This is a genomic window from Paraburkholderia terricola, assembly GCF_900142195.1.
Classification (GTDB): domain Bacteria; phylum Pseudomonadota; class Gammaproteobacteria; order Burkholderiales; family Burkholderiaceae; genus Paraburkholderia; species Paraburkholderia terricola.
In genome coordinates this window covers 256496-274097 of record NZ_FRAB01000003.1, presented here as the reverse complement: position 1 = coordinate 274097, position 17602 = coordinate 256496, and the positions used below count along the sequence as shown (strand labels likewise).

The 17602-nt window shown below is 65.1% G+C and carries 16 protein-coding genes and 3 pseudogenes; 8 read left to right on the top strand and 11 right to left on the bottom strand.

What is annotated here, in order from left to right:
* The 3 genes and pseudogenes from BUE39_RS04610 to BUE39_RS04600 form a co-directional block, all read left to right on the top strand.
* Nucleotides 1–196: pseudogene (locus BUE39_RS04610) on the top strand (IS110 family transposase); the annotation flags it as partial.
* Between the two features lie 12 nt (nt 197–208).
* A pseudogene (locus BUE39_RS04605) lies at nt 209–394 on the top strand (integrase core domain-containing protein); the annotation flags it as partial.
* Between the two features lie 335 nt (nt 395–729).
* Nucleotides 730–1131 carry a hypothetical protein gene (locus BUE39_RS04600; RefSeq protein ID WP_073427460.1) on the top strand — a complete coding sequence of 134 codons (402 nt, stop codon included), beginning with the start codon at nt 730–732 and terminating at the stop codon, nt 1129–1131.
* A gap of 96 nt (nt 1132–1227) precedes the next feature.
* On the opposite strand, the gene BUE39_RS04595 is transcribed toward BUE39_RS04600, so the two are convergent.
* From BUE39_RS04595 to BUE39_RS04585, 3 genes are all read right to left on the bottom strand, one after another.
* Nucleotides 1228–2016 carry an alpha/beta fold hydrolase gene (locus BUE39_RS04595; RefSeq protein WP_073427459.1) on the bottom strand — a complete coding sequence of 263 codons (789 nt, stop codon included), beginning with the start codon at nt 2014–2016 and terminating at the stop codon, nt 1228–1230.
* A gap of 276 nt (nt 2017–2292) precedes the next feature.
* The gene (mreB, locus tag BUE39_RS04590; protein WP_073427458.1) at nt 2293–3345 is read right to left on the bottom strand and encodes a rod shape-determining protein; all 1053 of its coding nucleotides are present in this window, start codon (nt 3343–3345) and stop codon (nt 2293–2295) included.
* Nucleotides 3346–3533: 188 nt separating this feature from the next.
* Nucleotides 3534–4193: an alpha/beta hydrolase gene (locus BUE39_RS04585; RefSeq protein ID WP_073427457.1), complete on the bottom strand. Its 660-nt coding sequence runs from the start codon at nt 4191–4193 to the stop codon at nt 3534–3536.
* A gap of 277 nt (nt 4194–4470) precedes the next feature.
* Here BUE39_RS04585 and BUE39_RS04580 point away from each other — a divergent pair, with 277 nt between their 5' ends.
* Nucleotides 4471–6057: a DHA2 family efflux MFS transporter permease subunit gene (locus tag BUE39_RS04580; RefSeq protein ID WP_073427456.1), complete on the top strand. Its 1587-nt coding sequence runs from the start codon at nt 4471–4473 to the stop codon at nt 6055–6057.
* Between the two features lie 88 nt (nt 6058–6145).
* Here BUE39_RS04580 and BUE39_RS04575 read toward each other — a convergent pair whose 3' ends face one another.
* Nucleotides 6146–6898, bottom strand: a complete 753-nt coding sequence (locus BUE39_RS04575; protein ID WP_073427487.1) for an AraC family transcriptional regulator — start codon at nt 6896–6898, stop codon at nt 6146–6148.
* A gap of 146 nt (nt 6899–7044) precedes the next feature.
* Between BUE39_RS04575 and BUE39_RS04570 the strand changes: the two genes are divergently transcribed.
* Complete coding sequence (locus BUE39_RS04570; RefSeq protein WP_073427455.1) at nt 7045–7959, top strand: glutaminase; 915 nt, start codon at nt 7045–7047, stop codon at nt 7957–7959.
* Nucleotides 7960–8073: 114 nt separating this feature from the next.
* Here the strand turns inward: BUE39_RS04570 and BUE39_RS04565 are convergent, their stop codons facing one another.
* The gene (locus BUE39_RS04565; RefSeq protein ID WP_073427454.1) at nt 8074–8943 is read right to left on the bottom strand and encodes an NmrA family NAD(P)-binding protein; all 870 of its coding nucleotides are present in this window, start codon (nt 8941–8943) and stop codon (nt 8074–8076) included.
* A gap of 194 nt (nt 8944–9137) precedes the next feature.
* Here BUE39_RS04565 and BUE39_RS04560 point away from each other — a divergent pair.
* Nucleotides 9138–9364 (top strand): annotated as a pseudogene (locus BUE39_RS04560) (IS21 family transposase); the annotation flags it as partial.
* 52 nt (nt 9365–9416) lie between these two features.
* On the opposite strand, the gene BUE39_RS04555 reads toward BUE39_RS04560, so the two are convergent.
* The 6 genes from BUE39_RS04555 to BUE39_RS04530 all read right to left on the bottom strand — a co-directional run bounded on the left by BUE39_RS04555 (nt 9417) and on the right by BUE39_RS04530 (nt 15139).
* Nucleotides 9417–9827: a GFA family protein gene (locus tag BUE39_RS04555; RefSeq protein ID WP_073427453.1), complete on the bottom strand. Its 411-nt coding sequence runs from the start codon at nt 9825–9827 to the stop codon at nt 9417–9419.
* Between the two features lie 104 nt (nt 9828–9931).
* Nucleotides 9932–10936 carry a LysR family transcriptional regulator gene (locus tag BUE39_RS04550; RefSeq protein WP_073427452.1) on the bottom strand — a complete coding sequence of 335 codons (1005 nt, stop codon included), beginning with the start codon at nt 10934–10936 and terminating at the stop codon, nt 9932–9934.
* Between the two features lie 91 nt (nt 10937–11027).
* The gene (locus BUE39_RS04545; protein WP_374709831.1) at nt 11028–11819 is read right to left on the bottom strand and encodes a hypothetical protein; all 792 of its coding nucleotides are present in this window, start codon (nt 11817–11819) and stop codon (nt 11028–11030) included.
* Nucleotides 11816–12727, bottom strand: a complete 912-nt coding sequence (locus BUE39_RS04540) for a substrate-binding domain-containing protein (RefSeq protein ID WP_073427485.1) — start codon at nt 12725–12727, stop codon at nt 11816–11818. Before BUE39_RS04540 ends, BUE39_RS04545 begins: the two co-directional genes overlap by 4 nt.
* A gap of 32 nt (nt 12728–12759) precedes the next feature.
* Nucleotides 12760–13179: a c-type cytochrome gene (locus tag BUE39_RS04535; RefSeq protein ID WP_073427451.1), complete on the bottom strand. Its 420-nt coding sequence runs from the start codon at nt 13177–13179 to the stop codon at nt 12760–12762.
* A gap of 157 nt (nt 13180–13336) precedes the next feature.
* Nucleotides 13337–15139, bottom strand: a complete 1803-nt coding sequence (locus BUE39_RS04530) for a methanol/ethanol family PQQ-dependent dehydrogenase (protein WP_227470583.1) — start codon at nt 15137–15139, stop codon at nt 13337–13339.
* Nucleotides 15140–15663: 524 nt separating this feature from the next.
* Here BUE39_RS04530 and BUE39_RS04520 point away from each other — a divergent pair.
* Nucleotides 15664–16062, top strand: a complete 399-nt coding sequence (locus BUE39_RS04520) for a 4a-hydroxytetrahydrobiopterin dehydratase (RefSeq protein ID WP_073427448.1) — start codon at nt 15664–15666, stop codon at nt 16060–16062.
* A 302-nt stretch (nt 16063–16364) separates the two neighbouring features.
* Nucleotides 16365–17390: a beta-ribofuranosylaminobenzene 5'-phosphate synthase family protein gene (locus tag BUE39_RS04515; RefSeq protein WP_073427447.1), complete on the top strand. Its 1026-nt coding sequence runs from the start codon at nt 16365–16367 to the stop codon at nt 17388–17390.
* Nucleotides 17391–17602 lie beyond the last annotated feature (212 nt).

Sequence of the window (17602 nt, the reverse complement as noted above, 5' to 3'; positions counted from 1 at the left end):
GGCTGCGAACAATGCTCTATGGACCATTGCGATGGTTCGAATGCGCAGTGATCCCCGTACCCGGGTGTACGTGGATCGTCGGACGAAAGAAGGCATGTCGAACAAGGAGATCCACCGCTGCCTCAAGCGCTATATCGTCCGTGAGCTGTACCCGCTCATCCTGGCTGATCTGGCCGATTCGACGCCGGCTTCTTGACATAGGAGCGTCAACGCGCCGGTTGAACGGTTCTTCAGAAGCCTGAAGAACGAGTGGATCGATGAGAAAGGGTACCCGGATCACGCGCAGGCCGAGCGCGACATCGGGGCCTACATCGACAACTTTTATAACTACAGGCGCATCCATTCGGCGGCAGGCGGTCTGCCACCGGCACGGTGCGAAGCTTCGCTTTTTTAAAAATTCGCCTTTGGGGTGTCCAGGTTTGCTTGACCACTACAGTGCCGCCCCGCACAGGGGCAACGCCAATAGACCACTAACAAACCAAGGAAAGGCCAACCCAGCAACGCCACGACTAAAAGCGCCGCGCAGGCAAAAAAACCACCCCAACCCGCCAGCCAAATGAAAGCCAGCCCACGAACTGCAACAATGTTTTGCTCCAGCCAGCCTGCGTCAACAGCCCCGCTTCTGCGATACTGAATCCGTGTTTTGCTTCCCCTGCAAACACATCGCTGTCTTTGGCCCGCCGTCCTGCGGCGGGCTTTTTTAATCAGCCAGAAGAACAGGAAAACCACATGAACGCCTCTCTCGAAACGCTGTTTCCCGATCACGTCCATAGCGACGACAGCATCGTCACCGCGCTGAATCATCAGGACATCGTCGTCGCGTTGTCGGCGGCGCTGAAGACGCAAGACGTGGCGGTGTTGCACATGCTTTATCCGCGCACGGACGCGCGCACCCACCGCAGTCTCGATGCGCTCGTGAACGTGTTGCACGGCCACGGTCTGCATGAAGTGGCGGATCTCATCTCGCAGGAAGCGCACTATCTGCTGTTCAAGGATCCGGTGAAGGCATGGAAAGCCTTCCACGAAATTCGCAACGACTCGCTCGCGATCGGCGTGCACCTGTATTACCACGGGCTCGTCGGCGAAGCAGCGGAAGTGGCGCTCGACAAGGACGCGCATCGCAAGGCTTGAGGTTCGTCAGGAAAGCGCCGAATGTGCTGAGACTCATGGGAAGGTTTCCGCCGCGCCAGCGCGAACCCCGGGCTCCCCCGGCGACATACCTCTCTGTCACCTCCCGCTCATCGCGCGAATGAACTCGTCGACGTAGCGATTGAACGCCGACGGATGCGCGAGGTTCATGCCGTGCGACGCCCCGCGCACTGTTTCGCGACGGGCATCGGGCAGCCAGGATTGCAGCGCGGTCGCGGTACGGCGGAACATGTCGGGACTCTTTTCGCCGTCGATCAGCAGAACCGGGCAGCGCACTTCGGCCGCTTCCTCGGGCACGTAGGCAGGCAACGGATCGCGGAATTGCCGTGCCAGCGTGTGCGCGTTGTCGGTCGCCATGCGGCGAAAGCCCGGCGTGCTCATGGCCCAGAAACCCGGCCGGCTCACCGAGTCGACAAACAGTTGCAAGCCCGCGTCCACCTCGCCCGCGTCGATCAGTTGCGCCGCTTTCGCACGCAATGCGTTGACCGTTTCCGGCAAGCGCGCGGGCGGCCGTCCCGCGATCTGCAGCGGCCCACCAGGATCGGCGAGCGTCAGCGTGCGCACGTGCCGAGCATGCCGCCGCGCGAAATGAAACGCGACGCAGCCGCCGCGCGAATGTCCGACGACGTGCGCCGGTCCCGCGCCGAAACGGTCGATGAACTCGGCCACTTCGTCGGCATGCTCGCTCCAACTGAACGGCAGATCGGGCCCGGTGTCGGTCACCGGCCAGTAATGCGTGAGACTCACCGCGATGCAGCGGTAATGCTTCGACAGTCCCGCGAGTTGCGGCTGCCAGTAGCGGTAGTCGCACAGCGAGCCGTGCACGAACAGCAGCGGTTCGCCCTCGCCGGCTTCCACGTAAGGCATGCGCAAGCCGCTTCGCAGTTCGACGAAAGACGACGATGACGCCGGGGACGAAGCGGGAACAGATGGATTCACGGATGGTTCGCGGACGGCGCGGCAGCGCCTGATTACAGCCGCGCCGACTGGACATGATCTGGAAAGAAAGCGCGCGCGCATTCCTGAAGATGGACGCGACGCGTATTGTCACACGGCCATTAATCCCGGTGGCGGCTCATATCGCGCGCGGATTCCCGCGTTCATGGCTCCTGGCGCCCGTGACGTGAAATGCGCCGCGCCGAATCATTCGTAAGCAAGCTCGTCGAGCAAACCCGCGGCCACCGCCGTGCCGGCGCCGCGCACCGCGCAGGTCAGCGGTTCATCGGCCACGCGCACCTCCAGTCCGATTTCATTGCTCAGGCGACGGCTCAGGTTGCCGAGCAGCGCGCCGCCGCCGGTCAACACGATGCCGTTGTGCGCGATGTCGGTCACCAGTTCGGCCGGCGTCATTTCCAGCCCGCGCTTCACCGCGCCGATCACCTGGCGCAGCGGCCCTTCGATTGCATCGGCGATATCGTGGTTGCTCAACTGGACCGTGCGCGGCAGGCCGTCGTCGACGCTGCGGCCCGTCGCATTCATGTGCTCGAGCCGCACGTCGCGCACGGCCGAACCGATGCTCTTCTTCACGTGCTCCGCCGTCTGCTCGCCGAGCAGCACGCCGTACAGATTGCGCACGTAACTGACGATCGCCATGTCGAAGCTGTCGCCTCCCACGCGAATCGATCCGCTATAGGCCATGCCGCCGAGCGCAATCACGCCGACCTCGGTGGTGCCGCCGCCGATGTCGACCACCATCGACCCGGTCGCCTCCGACACCGGCAAGCCCGCGCCGAGCGCCGACGCGAGCGACTCGCCGATCAGGCTCACCTTCCACGCGCCGGCCGCGACGGCCGCTTCCTTGATCGCGCGCCGCTCGACCTGGGTCGCGCCCGCCGGCACGCACAACGTGAACGCGGCGCGGCGGCTGAAGAGCGGCCGCGGGCGCGCCATGTCGACGAATTGCCGGATCATGTGCTCGGCGGCGGAAAAGTTGGCGATCACGCCGTGGCGCATCGGCCGCACGGCTTCGAGATTGCGCGGCGCGCGGCCGAGTAGCTGGCGCGCCTCGACGCCCACGGCCGCCACGCGCTTTTGCCCGGCAGCGGCCTCTTTCTGAAAACACACGACGGACGGCTGATTCAGCACGATGCCCCCGTCGTCGGTATAGATGAGGGTGTTGGCCGTACCGAGGTCCACCGCCACGGAATGACGGAACAGTCGATCGAAAAGCGGGTAATGCGGCGTCGGTCTGGCCATAGGAAGGCTCTGTTGTGTCGTTATCCGCCCTTGCCGGGCAGTCTGGAAAAATGCGCCCCCGGTCACCCGAGCCGCGTGGCGCCTCGTGGGCGTTGCGCGGTCCGCGCGGCGGGGGTGATTTTCATGCTAATGAGCAGTTAACGACAAGCAGATAAATATCTTGAGGCCTTCTTTCATTCAGGGCCGTGTCAGTCCCGCGACAAAGCGCCCACCGTATGCGCCAGCGCCGCCTGGCCGAGCGCGACACCGTCCGCGTTGATCGTGTGGCCGATGCCGGGCAACGCGTAGGCGTCGACCGTGTAGCCGGCGCCGTGGAATGCGTCGGCGGCGGATTCCAGTTCCTGCACCGGAATCACTTCGTCTTCCTCGCCGTGGATCAGCGTGAGCGGCGTGCCGTTCTGCGCGACGATCACCGAGGCGAGCCGCCCCGAATACGCGACGACGCCGGCCGCGCCCTCGGCGCTGGTCGCCACGTGATGCATCGCCATGATCGAACCTTGCGAAAAGCCGACGAGCGCAAGCCGTCCGAAAGGCAACTGCCAGTGCGCGAGTTCGGCTTCGAGCATGCGGCGCAATGCCGGATAGGCGGCCGCGACGCGCGTCTCGCGATTGCCCTCGTTGATGTCGCGCAGACTGAACCACTGGCGTCCGCCGAAGCCGCCGTCGAACGCGTCGGTGCCGTCGAGCGACGTGAATGCGACATCGGGCAGGCTCTCGCTCCAGATGTCCGCGAGCGGCATCAGATCGCGCGCATTGCTGCCGACGCCGTGCATCAGCACCACCAACGCCTTGGCAGGCGCAGCCGCCGGCGCGCGCCGCCAGCCGTGTTCGAATTGCTCCCAGCTCATATCCGCTCCCTGTTCGTGTCGATTCGTGGTTCGTGATGGTTCTTCGTGTCGCGGCATGCAGCCGCGCGTGCCCGCTTCATGCGGCCCAACCCGCGAGCATACGCTGCCGCGCCAGGTTCCGCCCTCCGGCCTGCCCGCGCCGACGACGCCAAAACCTGAATACAGGTATGCTTTTGCGAGCATTCGACGGACCCGCCGACCGCGCATGCAGCATGCCGTGAGCGGTGAACGGCCCAGTCACGCAGAACATTCGCAGCGTCCCGATCGGAGAAACCGTTTGAGCCAGCCGACTTCCGTGCCCGCCTCCCCACCCCCTGCGCCACCCGCGCCACCGCCGCCGCTCAAGGGCGGGCAACTGGTTCTGGCGACCATCGCCGTGGCGCTCGCCACCTTCATGAACGTGCTCGACACGTCGATCGCGAACGTCGCGATCCCGACCATTTCGGGCAATCTCGGCGTCTCGGTCGACGAAGGCACTTGGGTCATCACCGTGTTCGCCGCCGCCAACGCCGTGTCGATTCCGCTGACCGGCTGGCTCACGCAGCGCGTCGGCCAGGTGAAGCTGTTCGTCGGCGCGATCCTGATGTTCGTGCTGGCTTCGTGGCTGTGCGGCATCGCGCCCACGCTGCCGATCCTGCTGGTCGCGCGGGTATTCCAGGGCGCGGTGGCCGGTCCGCTGATTCCGCTGTCGCAAGCGATTCTGCTCGGCTCGTATCCGAAGGAGAAAGCGTCGACCGCGCTCTCGCTGTGGGCGATGACGGCGACCGTCGGCCCGATCGCGGGCCCGGCGCTCGGCGGCTGGATCACGGATAGTTATAGCTGGTCGTGGATCTTCTACATCAACATCCCGGTCGGACTGTTCGCGGCGGGCGTCACGTGGATGATCTATCGCACCCGCGAGTCGCCCACCCGCAAGCCGCCCATCGACGTGGTCGGGCTCGGCCTGTTGATTACCTGGGTGGCGTCGCTGCAGATCATGCTCGACAAGGGCAAGGATCTCGACTGGTTCTCGTCGCCGGTAATCGTGATTCTCGGCATCACCGCGCTGATCAGCTTCTCGTTCTTCCTCGTGTGGGAGCTGACCGAGGACCATCCGATCGTCGATTTGCGGCTCTTTCAGCAGCGCAATTTCCTCGGCGGCACGATTGCGATTTCGGTGGCTTACGGCGTGTTCTTCGGCAACCTGGTGCTGCTGCCGCAATGGATGCAGGAGTATCTGAACTACCGGTCGGTGGATGCGGGTCTCGTCACCGCGCCGCTCGGCATCTTCGCGGTGCTGCTCGCGCCGGTGCTGGGCCGCGTGCTGCCGCGCTCGGACGCGCGCGTGATCGCGACGCTCGCGTTCGTCGGTTTCGCGATCGTGTTTTACATGCGCTCGAAGTACGTGATCGAGATCGACACATGGCACCTCGTGATTCCCACGCTGCTGCAAGGCATTCCGATGGCGCTGTTCTTCGTGCCGCTGACCGCGATCATTCTGTCCGGCCAGCCGCCGCACAAGATTCCGGCGGCGGCGGGTCTGTCGAATTTCGTGCGTGTGTTTTGCGGCGCGGTGGGCACCTCGATCGCCGGCAACGAATGGAACAACCGCACGGTGCTGCATCACGCGCGACTCACGGAGCGCGCCACGATCGACAACCCGCTGTTCAACCAGCAGATCGACTCGACGCAGTCGCTGCTGCATCTGAACCCGCAATCGGCGCATGCGTTGTTCGATTTCACCGTGAATACGCAAGCCGCGATGATGGGGCTGAACGACATTTTCTATGTGTCGGCGATCATCTTCATTCTGATCATTCCGCTGATCTGGATCACGCGGCCGGCCAAGGGCGGCGGCGGACCGGATGCGGCGGGCGCGCATTGATGTCGAAGTGTCCGCTCGGGCTCATTTGCGTCGCGTCACCGCTCGCGTGCGGCGTTAAGGGCGTGGTCGCGCTGCGTCAGCGTCAGCGTCAGCGGAAATAGCGCGCGGGTGTGTCGCCGAACGCATCGCGGAACACCGCGATAAACGACGACACGTCGTTGTAGCCGACGTCGAGCGCGACCCGCGTGACGCTCGCGCCCGCGCCGAGGTGCTCCAGCGCAACCAGCAGCCGCAATTGCTGACGCCATTGGCCGAAGGTCTGCCCCGTCTCCTTGACGAACAGACGCGCCGCCGTGCGAGCCGTCACGCCCGCCGCCGCGGCCAGGTCCTCGAGAATCGCGGGCTCGGCCGGGTTGGCGCTCAGCGCATCGGCAATCCGCTGGGTGCGCGGATCGCTCGGCCAGTTCAATCTCAGCGGCGCGGCGCGCAAACGCGGCAGGCGGTCCAGCAACACTTGCACGAGACGCGCGGCCGCTTCGTCGAAGGGTTGATCGTGCGGCAGATCGGCGGCGGCGATCAGCAAGGCTTCCACCAGCCGGTCGGGTACGACCGCATCGCTTTGCGCGGGCAGCGGCGCCGCCTCGGCGTCCGCGTACAGCGAATAGAGCCGCACGGGTCCGACGGCGGACAGGCGGTGCAGCACATTCGCCGCCACCCAGACCGCGTGCCCCGGCGGCACCACCCATCGCCCGGTTTCGGTGTGCGCGGTCAGCACGCCCGCGTTCACATGGATCAGCCGCGCGCGGCGATAGGCGCGCCACGGCTCGTCCAGCGTGTCGTGATTCTGGTCGATCACGAATACCGGATGCTCGACGCCGTCCGGATCAAAAGCTTCCATCATGGTGTCTGTTTTGCCGTGTTGTTGCAGGAAAGGCAGCAAGATTAGCATAGCCGGGGGAACCGCTGCCCGATCCCGCCAGGGCGACGCAAGGCGAACCCTACGCCGCGGCTTGCCAGTAGAATCGCGGCTTCAACGAGCCGAGCCCCATGAACTACGCATCCATCCTCGAACAGATCCACGGCGATCTGCAGCCTTATCTCGGCACCGGCAAGGTCGCCGACTACATTCCCGAACTGGCCAACGTGCCCGCCGACAGTTTCGGCATGGCGATCGTCACCGCGTCGGGCGAAGTATTTCGCACCGGCCAGGCCGACACGCGCTTTTCGATTCAGAGCATTTCGAAGCTGTTCGCCTGCACGATGGCGTTCCGGCTGCTCGGCGACGCGCTATGGCAGCGCGTGGGGCGCGAGCCGTCCGGCAACGCCTTCAATTCGCTGGTCCAGCTCGAAGCCGAACAGGGCAAGCCGCGCAATCCGTTCATCAACGCGGGCGCGCTCGTCGTCACCGACGTGCTGTGCCGCCGCTTCGTGCAAGCCGAGACGGCGCTGGTTGAATTCATGCGGCGGCTGACGGGCGAAACCGGCATCGACTACGACTCGCGCGTCGCGCAGTCGGAGTTGCAGCACGCGCACCGCAACCGCGCGATGGCGCACTTCATGGCGAGCTTCGGCAACATGGAAATGCCGCCGGAAGTGGTCGTCGATGCCTATTGCCGCCAGTGCGCGATCTCGATGAGTTGCGTCGAACTGGCAAAGGCGGCGCTGTTTCTCACCAATCACGGCGTGGTGCCCGCGAGCGGCGAGCGGATTCTCGACACCAGTTCCGCCAAGCGCCTGTCCGCGCTGATGTTGACCTGCGGCACGTATGACGCGGCAGGCGATTTCGTCTACCGCGTGGGCTTGCCCGCGAAAAGCGGCGTGGGCGGCGGGATCGTCGCCGTGCTGCCCGGCGAGATGGCGGTGTGCGTGTGGTCGCCGGGGTTGGATAGCAACGGCAATTCGCTGGCGGGGGTGTTGGCGCTGGAATGGCTGACGACTTATACGGGGCAGTCGATTTTTTGACGGCGAACCGCGCGCGGGGCGCGGATGCGTTGGCGCTCGCAGCCGCGAACCCTTGGCGATGCCGCAAGGCGAGCGCCTTTCCACCGCGCCGCAGAAAGTCGGCTCATCCCTCACTCACTGCGCGCGCTTGACCAGTTCCGCCAGCACGGTCTGATACGCGGTGGTGCCGATCACCCGCTCGTTCACGCCGTCCTCGAAATCGATCCACCCTGAATTGAAGCCGTCGAGCATTTCGATGCGCGGCGCGGGCCACGCCGTGCCCTGCGCCTGGAAGCGCGCTTCCCACTGATCGCGCGGCACCGCCTGCGACTTGACCGAGCGCCCGAGCACGCCGCCCAGCAGCGCGGCGATCTCAAGCTGCGTGTAGCGCTGCGGCCCTTCGATCTCGATCACGCGACGGCCCTGCCACGGCTGCGCGAGCGTATCGGCGATCACGCGGCCGATATCGGCGGTGGCGACCATCGGATACGGGCGATCGAGCGGTTGCAAAAAGCTCGGCATCACGCCCGTTTCGCGCGCCGGCGCGATGTCCCACAGCGAGTTTTCCATGAACCATGCCGGTCGCAAGATCGCGGTCGGAATCGGCAGATCCGCGAGCGCTTGTTCGAGAATATGGACTTGCGTGATGAGGCCAAGGCCCGACTCGCGCTGCCCGCCAACCGACGACAGCGCCGCGATACGCTGTGGCCGTGCCTTCGTCAGCGCTTCGATCAGCACGGCTGCGGCCGCATGGGCGCTCGGGTAGCCCGGCTGCGGCGCGAAGTTGGGCGCCATCATGGCGAAGACGCCCGCCGTACCGCTGAATGCATCGGCGAGCGCGTCGGCGTCCTCGAATGAGGCGATCGCCACTTCAGCGCCTCGCTTCGTCCACTGCGCCGCTTTGTTTTTGTCGCGCAGAACGGCGCGCACCGGATGCCCCGCGTCTAATAAAGCGCGCGCCGCCGCGCCGCCGACTTGCCCTGTTACACCGGTAATTGCGAACATGCTCGCTCTCCTTGAATACGGCTCGATGCCGTGGTGGAAGGCATTCTCGTTGTTTTGAACTGGTTTCACGAGAGCATGGGTGTCATTTGTTTAATGCTGTTTGGGCATGGGTTTGTTGGCGGTTTGGGGTAGGCGTGTGCTGGCGCCGACGTAAACCTGACCTACCCGGGAGACGATGGCGGCTTTTGCCCGCAATGCTGACTCAGGAGCAGGCAGTGAAATCAAGGTATTGGCCAGGCGCGGGACAGCGGTGCGTGAAATAGCGAGTCAAACAGGCTTATCGCGCAACACTCACTATCTGAGGAACAAGCAGGCTAGCCGTTACAGCCAGCGTGAGCCGCGAGCAACGAAGCTCGCCCCGTTCAACGACTATCTGCTGGAGCGCGTCGCCGCCGCGCGGCCGCACTGGATTCCGGCAACGAGTCATGCGCCGTGAGGCAGCTTACGGCGCCAACCAAAAAAACAGCATCAACCTACCCCGGCCGGTCCTCGTCATACTCGGTGCGCACGCCTTTGGGCAACCACGGTTCCTTGTGGCAACACCACAATTCATACGTAGGTTCGTAGATACCCACATTGTCGAATGCGCCCAGCGGAAGATCGAGTTCATCGTGGCCCACATATTCCATGAAGGCCACCGAGCCGCAGACCGGGCAAAAATATCGCCGCCCCAGCTCGGAGCTTTGCCAGCCCTGGGTCTGTCCGGTGAACCGCACGGCGTCGCGCGCAAAGATCGCGTAAGCGCCGAACGCGCTGCCGTGCACGCGCCGGCAGGTCATGCAATGACAGAGGGAAACGCGCGTCGGCGCGGCGCTCACACGAAAACGCACGGCGCCGCACGCGCAGCCGCCGGTTTGTTCCACGGGTTCGGTATCGGCATTCATCGCTCATCCTCGGTTGATCGTTCACACGACAACGCATGACGGCATGCGTCGCCGTCGACGATCGAAGCATGGCACGTTCCCGCACCGCCATGTCGCCGGGCGCGCTAAAGCCCCGCGTCGGAAGCGGAGCTGGCCTTGGCCCCGAGCCGCTCACTGGCCGCCGCCCGCGTGGGAAACGTCGCGAACGCCGAATACTCGCGATCCAGATACGCGGCTGCCTGTTCGAGCAGGAATTGCCGGAACACCTTGCAAGTCGGCGACAACTGCTTGGCCCGCAGATGCACGATCTGCCAGGTGCGTTCGATCGGCGTGCCGTTCACATCCAGCAACGCGATTTCTCCGGTGCGCAATTCCAGCAGCAGCGTGTGCAGCGAAATCAGGCTCACGCCCATCCCCGCCATGACCGCCTGCTTGATGGTTTCGTTGCTGCCGAGCGTGACGACCTTGGCGGGCGTGAACAGATGCTGCCTGAACATTTCCTCCGCGGCCATGCGCGTGCCCGAGCCGGGCTCGCGCAACAGGAACGTGTCGCCGCGCAGTTCCTGCAGATCGAAGCGCCGCGCGCCGCACAGCGGATGCGTCAACGGCGCGATCACCACTTGCGGATGGTAGGCGAGCGGTTCGGTGGTGGTGTCGAGTTCCGGGGGCGGGCGCCCCATGATGGCGAGGTCGATCGCGTTGTCCTGCAACATGCGCAGCAGCGCGTCGCGGTTGCCGACCGAAAAATGCACGTCGACCTTCGGATACAGGTGCGAATACAGCGCCAGCAGCTTCGGCGCGAAGTACGTCGCCGAACTGACGATGCCGACCGCGATCGAGCCGGTGTCGGCCTGCTTCAACGAGGTCATCGCATCCTCGGCATCCTTGATCTCGCCGAGAATCCGGCTCGCGTGATGCGACAGTTTTTCGCCCGCCTCGGTCAGCGTGAGTTTGCGCGCGATGCGCTCGAACAGGCGCATGCCGACCGCTTCCTCCAACTGGTGAATCTGCATCGACACCGCCGGCTGCGTCAGATGCAGTTCCTCCGCCGCGCGCGCAAAGCTCGTATAACGGCTCGCGACGACGAAGATCTGCAACTGACGCAAGGTGAGCGAGCGGATGAAATTCACGTTGGCGGGACTCGCTGTGAAATGCGTTGAACGCCGTGCGCAATGCGCCGATGGCAAGGACTAAACCCGAGAACAACCCGAGAACAACGCGCTAGCGGCTCGCCCGCGGCGCGTTGGACGGATTCACCGGCGCGGCCGGCGCACCGGGCGCATGAGGCGCATTGGGCGGCGGTGACAGTTTGCGCAACACCGCCTGAAAGCTCAGCGTCTCCGTCCGCAACGGGTGCGTGAAATCGTTGTTCGCGCCGGGAATGTCGGTGCGAATCAACGCCACCTGCCCCGGCAGCGAATCGGCGATCAGGAACGTGTAGCGCTTGCCGACGTACTGAGCGAAGCGTTCCGCATTGGGGTCGCCGAGATACGGCTGCACGACGATCTGCTGCGCCTTCACGGGCTTGCCGCCGATCTGGCTCGTCACCGTCTCGATGCGCGGGCCCGCCGCGAGCGCGAGCCGCAAACGCTGCTGGAAGTAGCGCCGCTGGCCGCCCGTCAGATGCTGCATCTCGGTGATGTCGCGCTCCAGGAAATAGATGATCACCGGGTTGCACTGCAAGCCGGCGTTCGGCAGCGGCACGCCGCCGCTTTTGTCCGAGACCTGCGCGTCCCCTTTCGCGTTGTCCTTGCTGACCACCAGCACCTTCACGACGTTCGCGCTCTGCGCCGGCTGGTCCGAAGTCAGCACCGTATAGTCGAGCTCGGTCTGCGCCTCGATGCCGCGCAGATGATCCGTCGTGAAGATGAGCTTTTCGGCGGGCGTGATGTCGTCGGTGCCGGCCGCGCGAGCGCCGGCCGGCAGCATGCAGACAACGCACGCGGCGACCATGACGCGTGCCGCGATCGCCCAGGGCCGTGCGCGGCGCAACGGCCGCGGCGCGCCCCTCATGGCGACGCATCCGCGGGCTTGCCCGCGGGCGCGTCGATGGGCTTCAGAAGCGGCACCTGGTAGCTGGTGAGGATCTTGTCGATCTTGTCGTGGTTCGCGCCGATCCATTGATCGACCTTGTCCTTCCACGCCTTCTCGCCATAGCGCACGCCCATCGAGATCGCATAGTCGAAGCGGATGCCGGGCGAGGCCGGGAACGGCACGAGTTTCACCGTGTCGCCGGAGCGCGTCGCGAAGTAGCCCGCGATCGGCCCCCACAGGAACACGACGTCGACATTGCCCGCCTTCAGATCATGTTCGATCATCTGGCCGGGATACTCCTGCGGGTCGCCGCTTTGCACCTTGTAGGAGACCGCCTGATCGATCAGGTTGTGCGCGAGCAGCCAGTCCACCGCGGGCGTCTGCGAGAAAATGCCGAAGCGCAGCTTGTGCAGTTGCTCGGGCGGCAGCTTGAGCAGATCGTCCGGCGTATTGATGCCGGCCAGCTCGGGCCGCTTGGTGAACACCATCGCATACGTGGAGCGCAGATAAGGCTGCGTCGTCGAGGTCATGTCGTAGCCTTTCGGCACGCCGATGATCAGGTCGCATTTGTATTGCTCGGTGTTCGGCACCTTGTCGCGCAGCGTGTGGCGCACGAAGCCCATGCGCTGCGGAAAATACGTGTACTCCAGCTTGTAGCCGAAGTCGCTCGCCATCTGGCTCGCGATCCGGTTCTCGTAGCCCTCGCCCTTGCTGTTGGACAGCGGCATGTTGTTGGGGTCCGCGCAGACCCTCAGCACGCCGTCGGCGCCGTCGTTATTGGGTAGCGCGCCACCCTGCGCCTGCACCGCGGCGCTCGCCAGCGCGGCGGTGCAGAGCGTGGCCGCGGCGAGCACGACGTGAGCGGGCAGTCGTTTGCCATGACGCATCGAAAACCTCCGAAGGAATTGCGGCACGGGCATTACTTCGCGTCGATGGCCTGCAGATCGCCCGGCTTGATCTGGCCGTCGGAGCGCCCTTTCAGATAGGCGTAGAGATTCTCCCAATTCTTTTGCATCATCTGGCTGGTACTGAAGTCGGGCATACCCTTGTCCACCCGGCCGCCAAATACAGTGCGATGAAATTCGTTCTTGTCGATGGTCTTGAGCCCCTCGATCAGCGACGGACCCACCATCCCCTCCTGCTTCGCGCCGTGACAGCGTTCACAGGCGAGCGCACGCCACGTCTTCCATCCTTGCAGCGTGTTGCTGTCGACCTTGCTGCCGTCGACCACCTTGTACGCCACCTGGGCAATCGCGGGATTGGTCTGGGCGTACGTCACAGGCAGCACGACGAATAAGGCGGGCACTGCCGCCCGCAACAAGATTGATCGGCCTTTCATGCACATGTCTCCTTGAATAATGGCCGCGCCCCGATGCGTTTCATCGACGCATCCGCGAATGGGCGCGGCTCAGGTCACTCGTAAGACCGAAGCCGCCGCGGTCCGCGCCCTCGTTGCGAGGGCGCGCCGGCCGCGCGCTTCGGTTTGATGCGGCGCGTCAGCCGTTGCCGCCCGGAATGGCGAACACGAACAGCGTGCCGCCCAGCGCCGTGTACTTCGCGAGGTCGCGATAGCCGCCGACCGCGCCCAGCCCTTCGGTGGACTTCTCGAGGCCCGCCGCCATGCCGATGCCGGCCCAGCCGCCAATGCCCGAGTAGACGCCGACGAACTGCTTGCCTTGATACTCGTAGGTGAACACGTTGCCGATGATCCCCGACGGGGTCTTGAAGCGCCACAGTTCCTTGCCGTCCTTGATGCGAACCGCCTTGATGTAGCCTTCGAGCGTGCCGTAGAAGGCAATCCCGCCGGCCGTGGCGAGCGCGCCGGACCACACCGAGAAGCGCTCCGGCTTGGACCAGACGATCTTGCCCTTCGCCGCGTCCCATGCGATGAAGTTGCCCATCGTGTTGCTGCCCTTCGTGCCGGGGTACATCGAGAGCGTGGCGCCCACATACGGCTGACCGGACACGTAGTCGACATCGAACGGCTCGTAGTCCATGCAGACGTGATTGGTCGGCACGAGGAACAGGCTGGTCGCCGGATCGAACGCCGCGGGTTGCTGGTCCTTCGAGCCGAGCGCCGCCGGGCAGATGCCCTTCACGTTATGATCGGAACCCGCCGCCTGCGTCGAATACGCCGCTGCGCGGATCGGCAGGCCGCTCTTGATGTCGACGCGTTCCGCCCAGTTCACCGCCGGGTCGAACTTCTCGGCCACGAGCAGTTGTCCGGTCTCACGGTTCAACGTGTAGCCGAAGCCGTTGCGGTCGAAGTGAACGATGGCGGGCACCTTCTTGCCGCCGATCGTCAGATCGGACAGGATCATTTCGTTGACGCCGTCATAGTCCCACTCGTCGTGGGGCGTCATCTGATAGACCCATTTGGCTTCGCCGGTATTCAGATCGCGCGCGAAGATCGACAGCGACCATTTGTTGTCGCCCGGTCGTTGCGTCGGATTCCACGTGCCCGGATTGCCGGTGCCGTAGTAGACAAGATTGAGCTTCGGGTCCCACGCATACCAGCCCCACGTGGTGCCGCCGCCCAGCTTCCACTGATCCCCCTTCCACGATTTCAGCGACGAGTCCGCGCCCACCGGCACCATCTTGCCGTCGGCATAGGTCATCGTCTTGTCGGGGTTCAGCAGCATTTCCTTGTCGGGACCCGTGCTGTATGCGGTCCAGACCATCTTGCCGCTCTTGATGTCGTAGGCGATCAAACGCCCGCGCACGCCGAACTCGCCGCCCGAAATGCCGGTCAGCACCTTGTCGCCGAATACGTGCGGCGCGTTGGTGTTGGTTTCACCCGCCTTCGGATTGCCGTTCTGCGCGGTCCAGACCACGTCGCCGGTCTTGGCGTTCAGCGCGACGAGCTTGGTGTCGGCCTGTTGCAGGAAGATCTTGCCGTCGCCATACGCCAGCCCGCGGTTGACCGTGTCGCAACACATCACGGACACCACCGATTCGTCCTGCTTCGGCTGGTATTGCCAAATGAATGTCTGATCCTTCAGGTTGATTGCGATGACCTTGTTGGGAAACGGCGAATGGATATACATCGTGTCGCCGATGACGAGCGGCGCGCCTTCATGGCCGCGCAGCACGCCGGTGGACATGGTCCATGCGACCTGTAGCTTGCCGACGTTGCTTTCGTTGATCTGCTTGAGCGGACTGTAGCGGTGATTCGAATAATCGCCCGCCTGGGCAGCCCAGTTAGATGGATTTTTGATGAGCCCGTCCAGTTGCGGATCGGCGTGTGCAACGATAGAGCTGAAGGCTGCCGATGCGAGGATCGAGAGCCCAAGAACCATGGTGCGTAAGTTCATGTCTCCTCCAGAATTGTCTTGCTGTTCAACTCACGAATGACCCACGCTACCTCGTCGCACTGCGCGCGCCTTCCTCAATGCGGGTAACGATCAAGCGCCCTTTCCCGATTCGACGTCGGGCTTTGCGGCGCATGAAGCCCCAACGCATATTCCATGCCGGAAGAAAGCGCGCTTCACGGTATTCGCGGCCACAAGCTCGTTGGCATACGCCGCGCGGCGCGCGGGGCTCCTTCGGCGCGCTCGCGGTCACACGCGTCGCGAGGCCGCGGTGTCACGGCGTGACCGCCTGTGCCGAACGACGCGGAACATACTGTGTCACTTCCGGGATAGCCGTCGCATGCGTCACCTGCCTGGCGCGCGAATGCGCGGTGAATCGGCCGCGCGCATTTGCCTTGCACGCCTTGCATTGCCGCGCCTGTGCCGTCTTGCGATAGCGACGCGGACGGCAAGGCGAAGCTGGCGCGCAGCTTGCGGCGCTGACTGGTTCCATCACGCGCGGAGCAACGGTCATGGCAAACACCGAAAAGGTCTATTCCGACGACGAGATCCAGCAGCGCCTCGTCGGTCCGCTACAGCACTGGTATCTGGAGGACGGCTGGCTGCGGCGCAAGTATCGGACGGAAGGCTGGAAGGGAACGTTGATGGTGGTGAACGCGGTCGGCCACCTCGCGGAAGCCGCCTGGCATCACCCGGATCTGACGGTTTCCTATGCGTTCGTCATCGTGAAGCTCAAGACCCACTCCGCGAAGGGCATCACGGACAAGGACTTCACGCTCGCCGAAAAAATGGAATCGTTCATTCAGTGGCAGCCGCGTCTGGAGGGCGGTGCGCTGGAAGGCACGCCCACCGACGACCAGCGCTTCCGCTATATCAAGTACGACGCGCCGAAACCCGCGCAAGGCGGTTGAGCGCGGCACCCGGCAGCGATGCCACGCGTCGTGCGCCGCCACGGTGACACTGTGCCCCTGTGGCGGCGCAAAGCGCGGCACCTCCCGCCCGGGAAAGGCCGCGCCGTTCTCTCCATGCTTGCGGCGCAAGACCCGCGGTGAACCTCGTGCGCCGCCTTGCCGCCGGCCACCGCGTTCGCCTGGTACGGCTTCTGCTTGACGTCACCCGGCACGCCCCGTTCGCCCTATTCGCCTGGTTGCGCGGCCGTCCGCAAGACGGCCACGCAACGAGATCCGCTCAAGCACACACGAGGACATCCGCGATGCAGCTTCAGTTTCGCCGCCTTCCGCCGCAGGCCGTCGTGACGGTCGATGCTCCCGCGCGCCTGCATCTGGGCTTTCTCGATCCGAACGCGTCGCTCGGGCGCGCGTTCGGCAGCGTCGGCCTCGTCATCGACGGACATGGCACGCGGCTCGAAGCGCGCGTCGCGGACCGCGACCGCATCGACGGCGCGGTGACCGAAGCCGAGCGCGAGCGCATCGCGACCTGTCTCGCGCGGCTGCACGCGGCCTACGATCCCACCCCCGTCGCCATCGACGTCGCGCATATTCCGCGCGCGCACACCGGCCTCGGCTCGGGCACCCAACTCGCGATGGCGGTCGGCACGGCCTTCGTTCGTCTGCTCGGCCACAGCGCGACCAGCACCGAGCTCGCGAGCCTGCTCGGGCGCGGCGCGCGCTCCGGCATCGGCATTCTCGGATTCGATTCGGGCGGCCTGCTGGTGGACGGCGGCCCCGCCGGCGAACTGCGCTCGGGTGTGCCGCCGCTGCTCGCGCGCCAGCCGTTTCCCGAGAACTGGCGCGTGCTGCTCGTGAGCGACAACTCGCGCGAAGGTTTGCACGGCGCGGAAGAACGCCGCGGCCTCGCCGCGCTCGCGCCGTTTCCGCAAAAACTCGCCGCGCATCTTTGCCACCTCCTTCTGATGAAGATTCTGCCCGGCGCCGCCGAGCGCAATATCGTGCCGTTCGCGCATGGGCTGACCGAGATGCAGCAGACCATCGGCGAATATTTCGCGCCGGTGCAAGGCGGCGTGTTCGCGAGTCCCGAGGTCGAGCGCGCGTTGCGCGCGGTGGCCGCGCAGCGGACCGCGGGTATCGGCCAGACATCCTGGGGACCGACGGGGTTCGCCATCGTCGCGAGCACGGACGACGCCGAACGCGCGCTCGCCACCGCGCGCGAGGCGACGCGCGGCATGCCGCACATCGAATGCACGGTCGTCGCGGGACGCAATCGCGGCGCGACGATCCGCTCCGCCGAAGCGCGCCAGCCGCGCAGCGACGCCGCATGACGCCGCGCGGCCCGATCCGGCTAGCCGCGGCGCGGCTCACTGCAACGCGGCTCACTGCAACGCGGCTCACGGCGGCGTGGCCGGCCGCGAAGCCCGCGGCGTTCATCGTCATCGCGCAAGCGACGCCAGGTGACGCTCGATTGCCAGGCCGCATTTGCCCCGCCGCGCTCCCCCCGCCGCAGCGCCACTCACTTATCGACGTCCGCGCAAGT

Excerpts from the sequence above, each read along its gene's own strand:
- BUE39_RS04600 (WP_073427460.1), top strand. The coding sequence starts at position 730 with ATGAACGCCTCTCTCGAAACGCTGTTTCCCGATCACGTCCATAGCGAC.
- BUE39_RS04595 (WP_073427459.1), bottom strand. The coding sequence starts at position 2,016 with ATGCCTTACGTGGAAGCCGGCGAGGGCGAACCGCTGCTGTTCGTGCAC.
- mreB (WP_073427458.1), bottom strand. The coding sequence starts at position 3,345 with ATGGCCAGACCGACGCCGCATTACCCGCTTTTCGATCGACTGTTCCGT.
- BUE39_RS04585 (WP_073427457.1), bottom strand. The coding sequence starts at position 4,193 with ATGAGCTGGGAGCAATTCGAACACGGCTGGCGGCGCGCGCCGGCGGCT.
- BUE39_RS04575 (WP_073427487.1), bottom strand. The coding sequence starts at position 6,898 with ATGATGGAAGCTTTTGATCCGGACGGCGTCGAGCATCCGGTATTCGTG.
- BUE39_RS04570 (WP_073427455.1), top strand. The coding sequence starts at position 7,045 with ATGAACTACGCATCCATCCTCGAACAGATCCACGGCGATCTGCAGCCT.
- BUE39_RS04565 (WP_073427454.1), bottom strand. The coding sequence starts at position 8,943 with ATGTTCGCAATTACCGGTGTAACAGGGCAAGTCGGCGGCGCGGCGGCG.
- BUE39_RS04555 (WP_073427453.1), bottom strand. The coding sequence starts at position 9,827 with ATGAATGCCGATACCGAACCCGTGGAACAAACCGGCGGCTGCGCGTGC.
- BUE39_RS04545 (WP_374709831.1), bottom strand. The coding sequence starts at position 11,819 with ATGAGGGGCGCGCCGCGGCCGTTGCGCCGCGCACGGCCCTGGGCGATC.
- BUE39_RS04540 (WP_073427485.1), bottom strand. The coding sequence starts at position 12,727 with ATGCGTCATGGCAAACGACTGCCCGCTCACGTCGTGCTCGCCGCGGCC.
- BUE39_RS04535 (WP_073427451.1), bottom strand. The coding sequence starts at position 13,179 with ATGAAAGGCCGATCAATCTTGTTGCGGGCGGCAGTGCCCGCCTTATTC.
- BUE39_RS04530 (WP_227470583.1), bottom strand. The coding sequence starts at position 15,139 with ATGGTTCTTGGGCTCTCGATCCTCGCATCGGCAGCCTTCAGCTCTATC.
- BUE39_RS04520 (WP_073427448.1), top strand. The coding sequence starts at position 15,664 with ATGGCAAACACCGAAAAGGTCTATTCCGACGACGAGATCCAGCAGCGC.
- BUE39_RS04515 (WP_073427447.1), top strand. The coding sequence starts at position 16,365 with ATGCAGCTTCAGTTTCGCCGCCTTCCGCCGCAGGCCGTCGTGACGGTC.